The sequence below is a fragment of the Streptomyces aquilus genome, from assembly GCF_003955715.1.
In the GTDB taxonomy this organism is placed as follows: Bacteria; Actinomycetota; Actinomycetes; order Streptomycetales; family Streptomycetaceae; genus Streptomyces; species Streptomyces aquilus.
The window spans coordinates 1,198,938-1,211,592 of sequence record NZ_CP034463.1; the positions used below are offsets into that span (position 1 = coordinate 1,198,938).

The 12,655-nt window shown below is 72.2% G+C and carries 9 protein-coding genes; 6 read left to right on the top strand and 3 right to left on the bottom strand.

All coding sequences use genetic code 11. The features are described from left to right. Window positions 1-35: 35 nt before the first annotated feature. Window positions 36-1,277, top strand: a complete 1,242-nt coding sequence (locus EJC51_RS05680) for a DUF4032 domain-containing protein (RefSeq protein WP_126270013.1) — start codon at window positions 36-38, stop codon at window positions 1,275-1,277. A gap of 1 nt (window position 1,278) precedes the next feature. Here EJC51_RS05680 and EJC51_RS05685 read toward each other — a convergent pair whose 3' ends face one another. Then, window positions 1,279-2,157, bottom strand: coding sequence for a universal stress protein (locus EJC51_RS05685; RefSeq protein ID WP_126270014.1), 879 nt, complete (start codon window positions 2,155-2,157; stop codon window positions 1,279-1,281). A 63-nt stretch (window positions 2,158-2,220) separates the two neighbouring features. On the opposite strand from EJC51_RS05685, the gene EJC51_RS05690 reads away from it, so the two are divergent. The 5 genes from EJC51_RS05690 (at window position 2,221) to EJC51_RS05710 (ending at window position 9,110) form a co-directional block, all read left to right on the top strand. Continuing rightward, entirely contained in the window at window positions 2,221-2,580 is a 360-nt protein-coding gene (locus tag EJC51_RS05690; protein ID WP_126270015.1) for a VOC family protein, read from the top strand. A gap of 66 nt (window positions 2,581-2,646) precedes the next feature. Beyond that, window positions 2,647-4,323 (top strand): NAD(P)/FAD-dependent oxidoreductase, encoded by a 1,677-nt coding sequence (locus EJC51_RS05695; protein WP_126270016.1) that lies wholly within the window; start codon window positions 2,647-2,649, stop codon window positions 4,321-4,323. Further along, on the top strand, window positions 4,320-5,777 hold the full coding sequence (locus tag EJC51_RS05700) for an ATP-binding protein (RefSeq protein WP_126270017.1): 1,458 nt from the start codon (window positions 4,320-4,322) through the stop codon (window positions 5,775-5,777). The genes EJC51_RS05695 and EJC51_RS05700 overlap by 4 nt, the downstream gene beginning before the upstream one ends. After that, window positions 5,774-6,127, top strand: coding sequence for a UBP-type zinc finger domain-containing protein (locus EJC51_RS05705; RefSeq protein WP_126270018.1), 354 nt, complete (start codon window positions 5,774-5,776; stop codon window positions 6,125-6,127). The genes EJC51_RS05700 and EJC51_RS05705 overlap by 4 nt, the downstream gene beginning before the upstream one ends. A gap of 55 nt (window positions 6,128-6,182) precedes the next feature. After that, window positions 6,183-9,110 (top strand): ATP-binding protein, encoded by a 2,928-nt coding sequence (locus tag EJC51_RS05710; protein WP_126270019.1) that lies wholly within the window; start codon window positions 6,183-6,185, stop codon window positions 9,108-9,110. A gap of 7 nt (window positions 9,111-9,117) precedes the next feature. On the opposite strand, the gene EJC51_RS05715 is transcribed toward EJC51_RS05710, so the two are convergent. Further along, the gene (locus tag EJC51_RS05715) at window positions 9,118-10,308 is read right to left on the bottom strand and encodes an SGNH/GDSL hydrolase family protein (protein WP_126270020.1); all 1,191 of its coding nucleotides are present in this window, start codon (window positions 10,306-10,308) and stop codon (window positions 9,118-9,120) included. Beyond that, a complete protein-coding gene (locus tag EJC51_RS05720) occupies window positions 10,305-12,650 on the bottom strand; it encodes a glycosyl hydrolase family 95 catalytic domain-containing protein (RefSeq protein ID WP_126270021.1) in 2,346 nt (781 codons plus the stop codon). The genes EJC51_RS05715 and EJC51_RS05720 overlap by 4 nt, the downstream gene beginning before the upstream one ends. Window positions 12,651-12,655: the final 5 nt, after the last annotated feature.

The window sequence follows — 12,655 nt, forward strand, 5'->3', positions numbered from 1 at the left end:
GGTGACGATCTCCGCGAGACGAGGACGAACGGCCCATGGCACTGCAGATCAGCGCGACGAACCCGGAGCATCCCGTGCTCCTGCTGGAGCTGCCGTGGGACGTGCCCCTGGAGGAGTGGCCGGAAGAGGTCCTGGTCCCGCTGCCGCGCGGCATATCCCGGCACGTGGTGCGCTACGCCCGGGCCGGCGACGAGGTCATCGCCGTCAAGGAACTCGCCGAGCGGCCGGCCCTCAACGAGTACGACATGCTCCGCGACCTCGACCGGCTCGCCATCCCGTCCGTCGACCCGCTCGCCGTGGTCACGGGCCGCACCGACGCCGACGGCAACCCGCTGGAGTCCGTCCTGGTCACCCGTCATCTGGGCGGCTCGATGCCGTACCGGTCGATGTTCGAGACGACGATGCGGCCCGCGACCATGCACCGCCTCATGGACGCCCTGGCCGTCCTCCTCGTCCGCCTGCACCTGGCCGGGTTCGCGTGGGGCGACTGCTCCCTGTCCAACACGCTCTTCCGCCGGGACGCGGGCGCCTACGCCGCCTATCTCGTCGACGCCGAGACCGGCGAGCTGCACCCCCAGCTCAGCAACGGACAGCGCGAGTACGACCTCGACCTGGCCCGTGTGAACATCAGCGGCGAGCTCCTCGACCTGGAGGCCTCGGGGGCGCTGCACCCCTCCGTCGACGCGATCGCGTTCGGCATGGAGATCTGCGAGCGCTACCGCAGCCTGTGGGACGAGCTGACCCGCACCTCGGTGTACCCGGCGGGCAAGTACCACTACATCGAGCGCCGCATCCGCCGCCTCAACGACCTCGGTTTCGACGTGGCCGAGATGCAGATCGAGCACGCGAACAACGGCGACACGGTCACCTTCGTGCCCAAGGTCGTCGACGCCGGTCACCACCAGCGCCAGCTGCTGCGGCTGACGGGCCTGGACACCGAGGAGAACCAGGCCCGGCGGCTGCTCAACGACCTGGAGAGCTGGATGGCCACCCAGGACGACTACGCCCCCGGCGACCCGCTCGGCGCCCGCCCCGAGGTCCTCGCGCACCGCTGGGTGCGGGACGTGTTCCGGCCGACCGTGCGCGCCGTGCCGGTGGAGCTGCGCGGTTCGATGGACCCGGCCGAGATCTACCACGAGCTGCTGGAGCACCGCTGGTACCTGTCCGAGCGGGCACAGCACGACATCGGTCTGGACACGGTGGTCGCGGACTACATCGAGAACATCCTCCCCAAGGCCCGCGAGACACTGATCCCGACCGAGCCCGTGGCGGAGTGACTCAGGCGGGCGGGACGACGGCCACAGGGCACCCCGCGTGGTGCAGGACGCCGTGCGCGACCGATCCGATGCGGGCTCCCACGGCGGTACGACGGGCCCGGCGGCCGACGACCATCAGCTGGGCCCGCGCCGCCACCGACAGCAGCACCTGGCCGGCGCTGCCCATCTCGATGTGCTCGACGACGGGAACGTCCGGGAAGCGCTCCCGCCAGGGCTCCAGGGCCGACTGGAGCGCCTGCTTCTCGCGCGGCTCCAGACCGCCCGCCTCGTCGAGGAGCTTCAGCGAGCCGGGGCTGTAGGCGAACACCGGGGGCAGCGTCCAGGCCCGTACCGCACGGACCGTCGCCCCGCGCGCGGCGGCCGTCTCGAAGGCGAACCCGAGGGCGGCGGCACTGTCCTCGGGGTCCTCGCCCTGCTGGCCGACGACGATCTCCCGGCCTGCGGCCTCGGCGGTGGGTTCGTCTCCGGCCCGGACGAGCACGACGGGCCGTACCGCCTCCGCGATCACCTGCTGGCCCACCGAGCCGAGCAGGAACCCGACGACCGGGCCGTGCCCGCGCGAGCCCAGCACCAGCATCTCGGCGCCCGCCGCGGCCTCCACCAGTGCCTCGACGGTGCCGCCCTCCAGAACGTCGGTGGTCACGACGAGCCCGTGGTGGCGCACGGCGACGACCTCGGCGGCCTCGGCCACCGCGTCGCGCACCCAGCCGGCCTGCGTCTCGGGGTCGGACAGCACGTCGAGCGCCACATCCGCCTGGAACCGCCAGGCCTGCACCACCCGCAGCTCCAGCCCCCGGCGGACCGCCTCGCGCGCCGCCCAGTCCAGCGCGGCGAGGCTCTCCTCGGTTCCGTCGAAACCCACGGTGATCGGGCGCGTCATACGGCTGTCTCCCTCGGTGTCGATGATCAGGCGGCTGCCCCCAGTCTTCACTACGCTGCCGCCATGAGCCTGGTGTGGGAACAAGTCACCGTGGACGCGGCCGATCCCGTGGCCCTGGGCCGCTGGTGGACCGAGGCGCTCGGCTGGGTCGTCGTCAACGACGCCCCCGAGGAGTACGAGATCCGCCCGGAGCAGGACCGCCTGCCGGGCCTTCTCTTCGCCCCGGTCCCCGAGGGCAAGACGATCAAGAACCGGCTCCATCTCGACGTCCGCCCCGACGACCAGGCGGCCGAGGTGGCCCGCCTCCTCGCCCTCGGCGCCCGGCACGCCGGCCCCGAGTACGGCGGCTTCTCCTGGGTCACACTCCTCGATCCCGAGGGCAACGAGTTCTGCGTGCTGAGCGGCGGGACCCCGCATACCTGAGCGAAGCAGGACGTTCGAACATACGATGGGCGACAGCCTCAGCCGACAACCCGGGGTGGGAGACGCATGGCACAGGCCGCCGAAACAGCGCGGACCGTCATCCTGACCGTGGACGACGACCCGGGAGTCTCCCGTGCCGTCGCCCGAGACCTGCGGCGGCGCTACGGCGAGTCGTACCGCATCGTGCGCGCCGAGTCCGGCGAGTCCGCGCTGGAGGCGCTGCGCGAGCTGAAGCTGCGCGGCGACCTGGTCGCGGTGATCCTCGCCGACTACCGGATGCCGCAGATGAACGGCATCGAGTTCCTGGAGCAGGCCCTCGACGTGTACCCGGGCGCGCGCCGGGTGCTGCTGACGGCGTACGCGGACACGAGCGCGGCGATCGACGCGATCAACGTCGTCGATCTGGACCACTATCTGCTCAAGCCGTGGGACCCGCCGGAGGAGAAGCTCTACCCGGTCCTCGACGACCTGCTGGACGCCTGGAAGTGCAGCGACTACCGGCCCGTGCCCGCCACCAAGGTGGTCGGGCACCGCTGGTCGGCGCGCTCCTCCGACGTCCGCGAGTTCCTGGCCCGCAACCAGGTGCCGTACCGCTGGTACTCGGCGGACGAGCCCGAGGGACAGCGGCTGCTGGCCGCGGCGGGCGAGGACGGGCAGCGGCTGCCGCTGGTGGTCACGCCGGACGGCACTCCGCTGGTCGCGCCCGAGGCGCCGGAGCTGGCCGCCCAGGTGGGCCTCGCGACCACGCCCACGGCCGAGTTCTACGACCTGGTCGTCATCGGCGGCGGTCCGGCCGGCCTCGGCTCGGCCGTGTACGGGGCGTCCGAGGGCCTGCGGACCGTGCTCGTGGAGCGGTCGGCGACCGGCGGGCAGGCCGGACAGAGCTCCCGGATCGAGAACTACCTCGGCTTCCCGGACGGCGTGTCCGGCGCCCAGCTCACCGACCGGGCCCGCCGGCAGGCCGCGAAGTTCGGCGCCGAGATCCTCACCGCCCGCGATGTGACGGCGCTGGAGATCAACGGGGCCGCGCGGGTCGTACGGTTCTCCGACGGCTCGGCGATCGCCGCGCACAGCGTGATCCTGGCGACCGGTGTGTCCTACCGGCAGCTGGAGGCGCCCGGCTGCACCGACCTGACCGGGTGCGGGGTGTACTACGGCTCGGCGTTGACCGAGGCGGCCTCCTGCCAGGGCCAGGACATCTACATCGTCGGTGGCGCCAACTCGGCCGGGCAAGCGGCGATGTACCTGTCCAAGGGCGCCAAGTCGGTGACGCTGCTGGTGCGCGGACCCGACCTGGCCGCATCCATGTCCCACTACCTGATCCAGCAGATCAACGAGGCGCCCAACATCTCGGTCCGCGCGCGGACCGTCGTCGAGGCGGCCCACGGCTCCGACCACCTGGAGCAGCTCACGCTGCGCGACGTCGACACCGGCGAGACCGAACTCGTCGACGCGCAGTGGATGTTCGTGTTCATCGGCGCGGCCCCGCTCACCGACTGGCTGGACGGCACGGTGCTGCGCGACGACCACGGGTTCATCCTCGCGGGCCCCGACCTGACCGCCGACGGACGGCCGCCGGCGGGCTGGGAGCTGGACCGGCCGCCGTACCACCTGGAGACCAACATCCCCGGCGTGTTCGTGGCGGGCGACGCGCGCGCCGAGTCCGCCAAGCGCGTCGCGTCCGCCGTCGGAGAGGGAGCCATGGCCGTGATGCTCGTCCACCGGTACCTGGAGCAGTCATGAGCGGGCAGTTGATGCCGTGCAGCCCCGCGGAGATCGGGTCGCTGTTCCTGTTCGAGAAGCTGTCCCCCGAGCAGTTGGGGCAGTTGTGCGGAGCGGGGCGGGTGGAGAGGTTCGAACCCGGTCCCGTCTACACCGAGGGCGAACCGGCCACCTGCTTCTACGTCATGATCGAGGGCACCGTGGTGCTCTCGCGGCGGGTCGGCGGGGACGACGTCGAGGTCACCCGCACGTCCCAACGCGGCGTGTACGCGGGCTCGATGCAGGCCTATCTGGGCGACCGGGTGCCGCAGGTCTACAACAACTCGATGCGGGTCACCGAGCCCACCCGGTTCTTCGTGCTGCCGGGCGAGAAGTTCTCGGACTTCATGCAGGAGTGGTTCCCGATGGCGGTCCATCTGCTGGAGGGACTGTTCTTCGGTTCGAAGAGCACCCAGCGGGCCATCGGCCAGCGCGAACGGCTGCTGGCGCTCGGCTCGTTGTCCGCGGGACTCACGCACGAGCTCAACAACCCGGCCGCGGCGGCCGTGCGGGCGACGGCGACGCTGCGCGAGCGGGTGGGCAAGATGCGGCACAAGCTCGCGATCATCGCCCAGGGGAACTACGCCCCCGAGGTGATGGCCAAGCTCATCGACATCCAGGACCGCACCGCCGAACGCGTCGCCAAGGCGCCGACGTTGAGCCCGCTGGAGGCCTCCGACCGGGAGGACGCGGTGACCGACTGGCTGGACGACCACGACATCCAGAACGGCTGGCGGCTCGCCCCCACCTTCGTGCAGGCCGGGCTCGACGTGGACTGGCTGGACCAGGTCGCGGCGGCCGTGGACGAGGAGCTGCTGCCGAACGCGATCGGCTGGCTCAACTACACCGTCGAGACCGAGCTGTTGATGGACGAGATCAACGACTCCACCAACCGCATCTCGCATCTCGTCGACGCCGCCAAGCAGTACTCGCAGCTCGACCGGGCACCCTTCCAGAACGCCGACGTCCACGAACTCCTCGACAGCACCCTGCTGATGCTCTCCGGCAAGATCGGGCAGCAGATCAAGGTCGTCAAGGACTACGACCGTACGCTCCCGAGGATCCCCGCCTACCCGGCGGAGCTCAACCAAGTGTGGACGAACCTCATCGACAACGCGGTCTCCGCGATCAACGGGGCGGGCGGCGAAGGGACGTTGACCGTGCGGACCGCTCTCGACAACGAGCGGCTGCTGGTGGAGTTCCGGGACACCGGTCCCGGTGTGCCGAAGGAGATCCGCGGCCGGATCTTCGACCCGTTCTTCACCACCAAGCCGGTCGGCGAGGGCACCGGGCTGGGCCTGGACATCTCGTGGCGGATCGTCGTCAACAAGCACCACGGGACGCTGCAGGTCGAGTCGGAGCCGGGCGACACCCGCTTCCAGGTGCTGCTGCCGCTCACCGCCGAAGAGAACGACACCATCGAGGAGTTGGCGTGACCGACATCCAGGGACTGGACCCCAGCGTGCCGCCGAGCGGGAACGGCTGTGTGGAGTGCGACGCCGCCGGCGGGTGGTGGTTCCATCTGCGGCGCTGTGCCCAGTGCGGCCATGTGGGGTGTTGCGACTCCTCCCCCGCCAAGCACGCCACGGCCCATTTCGAGGAGACCGGCCATCCTTTGGTGCAGAGCTACGAGCCGGGCGAGGAGTGGTACTGGAACTTCGAGACCAAGGAAATGTTCGAGTCCGGTCCCGCGCTGACACCGCCCGACAGCCATCCCGCGGACCAGCCCGCGCCGGGGCCCGAGGGCCGCGTTCCGGCGGACTGGGCGCGGACGCTGCGCGGCTGATCGCCCAAAGCTCCCCCCGGGCCCGAACGGGTCGGCACAGTGACAGGATGTACGTGTGCCTCTGACCTCGTTCTCTTCTCCACTCATCGGGCGTGACGACGAGCTGTCCCGCCTCGCCGGTGTTCTCGAACGCGCCCGCGGCGGGGCGGCTCGGGGTGTGCTCATCGGAGGGGACGCCGGCGTCGGCAAGACCCGGTTGCTGGACGAGGTCACCCAGGGCGCCGCCCGGGACGGCATGACCGTGCTCACCGGACACTGCGTCGATCTCGGGGACGTCGGTCTGCCCTATCTGCCGTTCACCGAGATCCTGGGGGTGCTGGCGGCCGACGAGCGGTTCGCGGGCGTGCTCGCCGGGCATCCGGTGGTCGACCGGCTGCTGGGCGGCGGCACCGACGACGTGCGGGACATGGGCGGGCGGCTGCGGCTCTTCGAGGGGATCGCGGGGCTGCTGGCCGATCTCTCGGACGTGGCACCGGTGTTGCTCGTGCTGGAGGACCTGCACTGGGCCGACCAGTCCTCCCGCGATCTGCTGCGGTTCCTGCTCAGCCGGGGCATTCTGCAACGGTCGGCCGGCGGGGCGCCCACGCACCGGCTGGCGGTGTTCGCGTCGTACCGCGCCGACGACCTGCACCGCCGTCACCCGCTGCGGCCGCTGCTGGCCGAGTTGGTGCGGCTGCCCGCCGTGGAGCGGCTGGAGCTGCGGCCGCTGGCCGACACCGAGGTGGCGCAGCTCGTGCAGGCCCTGTGGGACCGGCCGCTGCCGGACGCCACGGTCCGGCGGATCGTGGAGCGGGCCGAGGGCAACGCCTTCTACGCCGAGGAACTCGTCGCGGCCACCGACACCGAGGTGGGCGGGGTGCCGAGCGGGCTGGCCGACGTCCTGCTGATCCGCTTCGAGCAGCTGTCGGACACCGCTCAACTGGTGCTGCGCACGGCCGCGGTCGCCGGACGGCGGGTCGAGCACGACCTGCTGAGCGAGGCCGTCGGGCTCCCCGAGGACGAGCTGGAGTCGGCGCTGCGCGAGGCCATCGGGCGACAGCTGCTGGTGCCGGGCGACGGGGACACGTACTCCTTCCGGCACGCCCTCGCCCGGGAGGCCGTCTACGCCGATCTGCTGCCCGGTGAACGGGCCCGGCTGCACGGCGCGTTCGCCCGGCTGCTGACCGCACGCGGCCATCGCGCCGAGACGGCGGCGGAGCGGGCCCACCACTACCGTGAGAGCCATGACCTCGCCGAGGCCCTGGCCGCCTCGCTGGAGGCGGCCGATCACGCCCAGCGGGTCGGGGCGCCGGCCGAGGAGCTGCGGCATCTGGAGACGGCCCTCGACCTGTGGTCGGCGGTGGAGGTGTCCGCCCGCCCCTCCGAGGACCGGGTCACGCTCACCCTGCGCGCCTCCGCCGCGGCCGCGCACGCCGGCGAGTCGCATCGCGCGGTCTCCCTGACCCGGGCCGCGCTCGCGGGCATCGACCAGGACGCCGACTCCGAACTCGCCGCCCGCGTCCGCTACACCCTCGCCGGGAACTTGATCAGCGTCGACAACCTGACCGCGGCGTTCGCCTACAGCAGTGAGGCGCTCGCCCTCATCCCGGCCGAGCCGCCGTCCCGGACCTGGGTGTGGGCGGCGGCCACCCATGTCATGGCGGCGCGTCACGTCGGGGAGAACGAGACCGCTTTGCGGATCGCCCACGAGGCCCTGCGCGTCGCCGAACAGCTGGGGGCCGCGGACGCCCGGGCCGACCTGCTCATCTCGCTCGCCGGCCTGGAGGGCGCGGGCCGACGCACCCCCGAGGGGCGCGAACGCCTCGACCAGGCACGGCAGTTGGCGCACGACTCGGGCAACGCGTCCGTGGAGCTGCGCGCCCTGTTCAACCTCGCCATCGGCAGCTACGAGTCCGGCGACCTCGAAGAGGCACTCCCCCACCTGACCGAGGGCATCGACCGGGCCCGCCGCGCCGGGCTGCTGTCCTCGCTGTATCCGCAGGCGATGCGCCATCTCCAGCTCCTGGTCCTCTACACGCTGGGCCGCTGGGACGAGGCGCTGCGGGCGGCGAGCGGGGCCGGGATGCTGCCCGCGATCGACGGGTACGCGGCCGGGCCCGCGCTCTATGTCGCCCTCGCGCGCGGCGACTTCACGGCGGTCGACCGGGCCCGCGCCCTGCTCCGGGGCCCCTTCGACTGGATGGCCACCCTCGTCGCGGCCATCGCGCTGACCGAGGCGGCGTCGCTGCGCGGGGACGCCGAGGCCGCGGTGGAGCAGGTGCGCTCGTCCGTGAAGGCCCTCACCGACGACGCGGGCACCCGTCCCGACGTCGCGGTCCGGCTCGCCGCTCTCGCGCTGTCCGCGGTCGCCGACACCACCGCCGGGCTGCGGCTGAGCGGTGACGAGGCGGGCGCGAAACGGTGGGCGGCCCCGGCGGACGAGCTGGTGGAGCTGGCCCGGCACACGGCCGCGCGCGGCGACGACGGCAATCCGCAGGGTCCGGAAGGGCAGGCGTGGCTGGCCCGCGCCGAGGCGGAGTGGGCGCGGGCGGTGTCCGGTCCGGACGTGGCGGCCTGGGCGAAGGCCGTCGCCGCCTTCGACTTCGGCGACACCTACGAGCACGCGCGCTGCCAACTTCGGTACGCCGAGGCCCTGTTGGCGGCCGACCGGCGCGAGGAGGCGGCCGTTCAGGCCGGTGCGGCGCGCGAGGCGGCCCTGCGGCTGGGGGCGACGCTCCTGCTGGAGCAGACGGACACGCTGATCCGCCGGGGCAGGCTGTCGACCGCCCCCGCGCCCAGCGCCTCGCCGCTCACCGCCCGCGAGCAGGACGTGCTGCGGCTCCTCGCCCTCGGCCGCAGCAACCGGCAGATCGGCGAGGAGCTGTTCATCAGCGGCAAGACGGCCAGCGTCCATGTCTCCAACATCCTGGCCAAGCTGGGCGCCGCGAGCCGTACCGAGGCGGTGGCCGTCGCCTATCGCGAAGGCCTGATCGCCCCGGAGTGACGGCTCGTCAGTTCCCGGCGCAGTCCAGGCGGTCGAGGTCGACGGCGTCCGCCATCGCCTGCATGCCCTTGTCGTTGGGGTGGATGTGGTCCCCGCCGTCGAAGAAGGGCAGCATCCGCTCGTGGTCGTAGGGGCTGCGCAGGACGCGGTCGAAGTCGGTGACCGCGTCGAACTCCCCGCTGTCCCTGATGTACTGGTTCACCTCCTGCCGTACGGCCTCGGCGGCGGGGTCCCATTCCGACCAGCCCTTGAAGGGGCCGACGGTGGAGACGACGAGGCACTTGCCGGCCGCGTGCACCCGGTCGGCGATCTGCCGGTAGCCGTCGATCAGGTCCTGGGCGGTGACACCGGTGTGGGACTTGATGTCGTTGACGCCCTCGAAGAGGAAGACCGTGCGGACGCCCGGCAGGGAGAGCACGTCCCGGTCCAGCCGGTTCAGGGCGCTCTGCCCGGGGCCGTCCGTCAGCACTCTGTTCCCCGAGATGCCCTCGTCGGCCACGCCCTTGACCGTGCTCGGGGACTTCCGGAGGCGCCGGGCCAGGTAGTCGGGCCAGCGGCGGTTCAGGTCGGTCGTGGACTGCCAGCCGTCCGTGATGGAGTCCCCGAGCGCGACGACCGCGCCGATGCCGGGGGCCGCCCGCACGGAGACCGCGTCGAGGTAGAACCAGGAGCCGATCGACGCGGCCCACGGGGCGCCGCTCTCCTCGGCGGTGTGGTCGCCCTCGGTGAGGTAGGAGGTCTGCATGGCCATCCAGTGGCCGGTGACCGGGCCTGCCGCGTCCGCGCTGTGGATGCTGATCACCAGGTCCGTCCCGGCGGGCAGCTTCCCGGGCAGCGGGTCGCTGTAGACGGTGGCGCCGGCCGGGACGGTGACGGAGTCCGCACCGGCGAAGGCGAGTCGCCGGTTGCTGCCGCGGACCAGCTCGGCGCCCTCCTTCCGCAGCCCGGCGTAGACGCTGTCGAAGGTCACCGGACGGTCGCCGAAGGCGTTGGAGAGCCGGATGCGCAGGTCCCGGCCGGCGACGCTGGTGTGCACGACCATCCGGTACCCGCGGCCGGCGACCGCCTCGCCCATGCGGTCGGCACTCGCGCCCCAGGTGACCACGCCGTCGGGCGGGTTCTCCGCGGCCGACGCCGACGGGACCTGGAGGGCCGCCGCCGTCAACACGGCCGCCACCAGGCGGCGCAGCCGGGTCACCGGGTGAAGTCCTTCAGCGTGACGGAGGCGCCCGGTCGCAGCGTCACCGTGCGACTCGTCCCCCCGAACTCCACGGTCGTGGTGCGGCCGCCGACGCTGTGTATACGTGCCTCGCTCGGTTTCCCATCCCTCCACCGTAGATCGACGACGAAACCGCCCCGCGCCCCCACCCCGGTGACGGACCCGGAGGCGGCCCAGGCGTCGGGGAGGGCCGGGAGGAGTTCGATGTGGCCCGGCCGGGAGTAGAGGAGCATCTCGATCATCGCGGCGGGGGTGCCGAGGTTGGCGTCGATCTGGAAGATGCCGCGGCCCTTGTCCACCTCGTAGATGTCGAAGAGGTTGAACGCGGTGCCGTTGCTGCCGTCGCTGGACGGGCGGAGGTTGTTGACCACCAACTGGTAGGCGTTCTGCGCGTTCTTGAGTCGGGCCCAGCACAGCGCGCGCCAGGCGTTCGCCCAGCCGAAGCTCTCCGTGCCGCGGGCGGTGAGCAGGGCGGTGGCGCCCGCCACCAGGTCGGACGGGGAGGAGCCGGGGCGGATGCGGTCGCCGGGGAAGAGACCGACGAGCGGGGACAGGTGGCGGTGGGTGGTCTCCCCGAGGTTGTCCGGGGACATCCACTCCTCCAGCCACCCCGTCTTCGGGCTGACCTGCGGCAGGTAGAGCCGCTTGCGCAGCCCGGCCACGGTGTCGGCGAAGCCGCCGTCCCGCTTCAACTCGGCAGCGGCGACGCAGTAGCTGCCGAAGAGCGCCCAGACGAGTTCCTGGGCGTAGGTGATGCCCTTGGCGTCGAGCGGCCCGTGTTCGGGCGACCAGTCGCTGTCGGCGATGAGCACCTCCCGTGAGGTGCCCGGCAGCGTGGTGGTGAGCAGCCGGGCCTCCCAGAACTCGCAGGCGCCCTTCAGGAGGGGGTAGATCCTCTCCAGATGGGTGCGGGAGCCCGTGAACTCGTAGTGCTCCCACAGCGAGTTGCACAGCCAGGCGTTTCCCGCCGGGTGCCACCACCAGCCGCCCCCGCCGTTCGGGTTGGTGGAGATGGCGACGGTCCAGCCGGCGTTCTTGCCGGTGGAGTTGCGGTAGCGGTTGCGCGGGTCGTTGAAGAGGCGGCGGGTGAGGTCGGTCCAGGACGGGAGCTGGGCGAGGCAGTAGTCGGTGAGGGCCTCGAAGGACCGCGCGAGGCCTGCCCGGTCGGCCATCCAGTAGTTCATCTGGATGTTGATGTCGGTGTGGTAGTCGCCCATCCAGTCCGGGTCGTTGCCGTCCAGCCAGAGGCCCTGGAGGCCCAGCGGCAGACTGTCCCGCGATCCGGCGATCATCAGGTAGCGGCCGAACTGGAGGTACGTCGCCTCCAGTTCGGGATCGGGCACGCCATCACGGGCGCGGGCCTTGAGCCGCTCCCAGGTGTCCCTCGCACGCTGCTCGGCCGTCGATGTGCCGAGCGACAGATCGAGTCGGCCGAAGAGGGCGCGGTGGTCGGCGACATGGGTGCGCAGCAGGACGTCGGCCTGGTGCGCGGCGGCGTCGCGGACCTTGGCGCGGGCCAGCTTCTCGGGGTCGAGGGCGGGATCGCGGTAGTCCGTGCGGGCGTCCGGCGTGTAGTTGGTGCCGCCGCTGACCAGCACGGTCAGGTCACGGCAGTCCGAGAAGTCGATACGGCTGCCGTTCACCGTGACCCGTCCGCCGCTGCCGTACGCCTTGACCGCCGCCCCGTAGCGGAGCCCGTTGGGGAAGGCCGCCCCGAAGGAGACGGCCGCCTGCCCCTCGCCGTGCGTGCCCTCCAGGGTCACGGAGCCGGTGTACCGGCCGCCGCCGCCCTGGGTGAAGTGCAGGACGATCACGTCGTCGGGGTGGCTGGCGAAGATCTCCCGGCGGTAGGTGACGCCGGAGCGGACGTACGACGTGGTGACCACGCCCCGGGCGAGGTCGAGGGTGCGGCGGTAGCCGTGGACCGCGGACAGGTCGTGGTCGGGGAGGTCCACGGTGAGCCGGGCGAGCAGCGTGAAGGAGCCGAAGTCCGCGCGCCCGTAGGGGAACTGGCCGTCGGCGTCGAGGGTGTCGTTGCGGCCGCCGGTCCACATCGTGGCGTCGGAGACGAGGAGGAGTTCGCGCCCGGGGTCGTTGCTCGCCAGGGCGCCGAGGCGGCCGTTGCCGACGGGCAGGCCCTGTTCGATCATCGAGTGCTCGTCGGCGGGCGCCTGCCACCAGAGGGTGTCCGAACTTCCCTCATCCGGAAGGGAGTCGGGCCGGTCCGGGGCGGCGGTCGCGGTGTACGTCGGCAGGGTGGCGAGGGCGCCGGTCGTCGCGGCGAGGGCCAGCAGGTGGCGTCTGGACGGTTCGGGGGTCATGGCGG

Bases quoted from the DNA above. Each gene is read 5' to 3' on its own strand.
- EJC51_RS05680 (WP_126270013.1), top strand. From the start codon at position 36: ATGGCACTGCAGATCAGCGCGACGAACCCGGAGCATCCCGTGCTCCTG.
- EJC51_RS05685 (WP_126270014.1), bottom strand. From the start codon at position 2,157: ATGACGCGCCCGATCACCGTGGGTTTCGACGGAACCGAGGAGAGCCTC.
- EJC51_RS05695 (WP_126270016.1), top strand. From the start codon at position 2,647: ATGGCACAGGCCGCCGAAACAGCGCGGACCGTCATCCTGACCGTGGAC.
- EJC51_RS05700 (WP_126270017.1), top strand. From the start codon at position 4,320: ATGAGCGGGCAGTTGATGCCGTGCAGCCCCGCGGAGATCGGGTCGCTG.
- EJC51_RS05690 (WP_126270015.1), top strand. From the start codon at position 2,221: ATGAGCCTGGTGTGGGAACAAGTCACCGTGGACGCGGCCGATCCCGTG.
- EJC51_RS05720 (WP_126270021.1), bottom strand. From the start codon at position 12,650: ATGACCCCCGAACCGTCCAGACGCCACCTGCTGGCCCTCGCCGCGACG.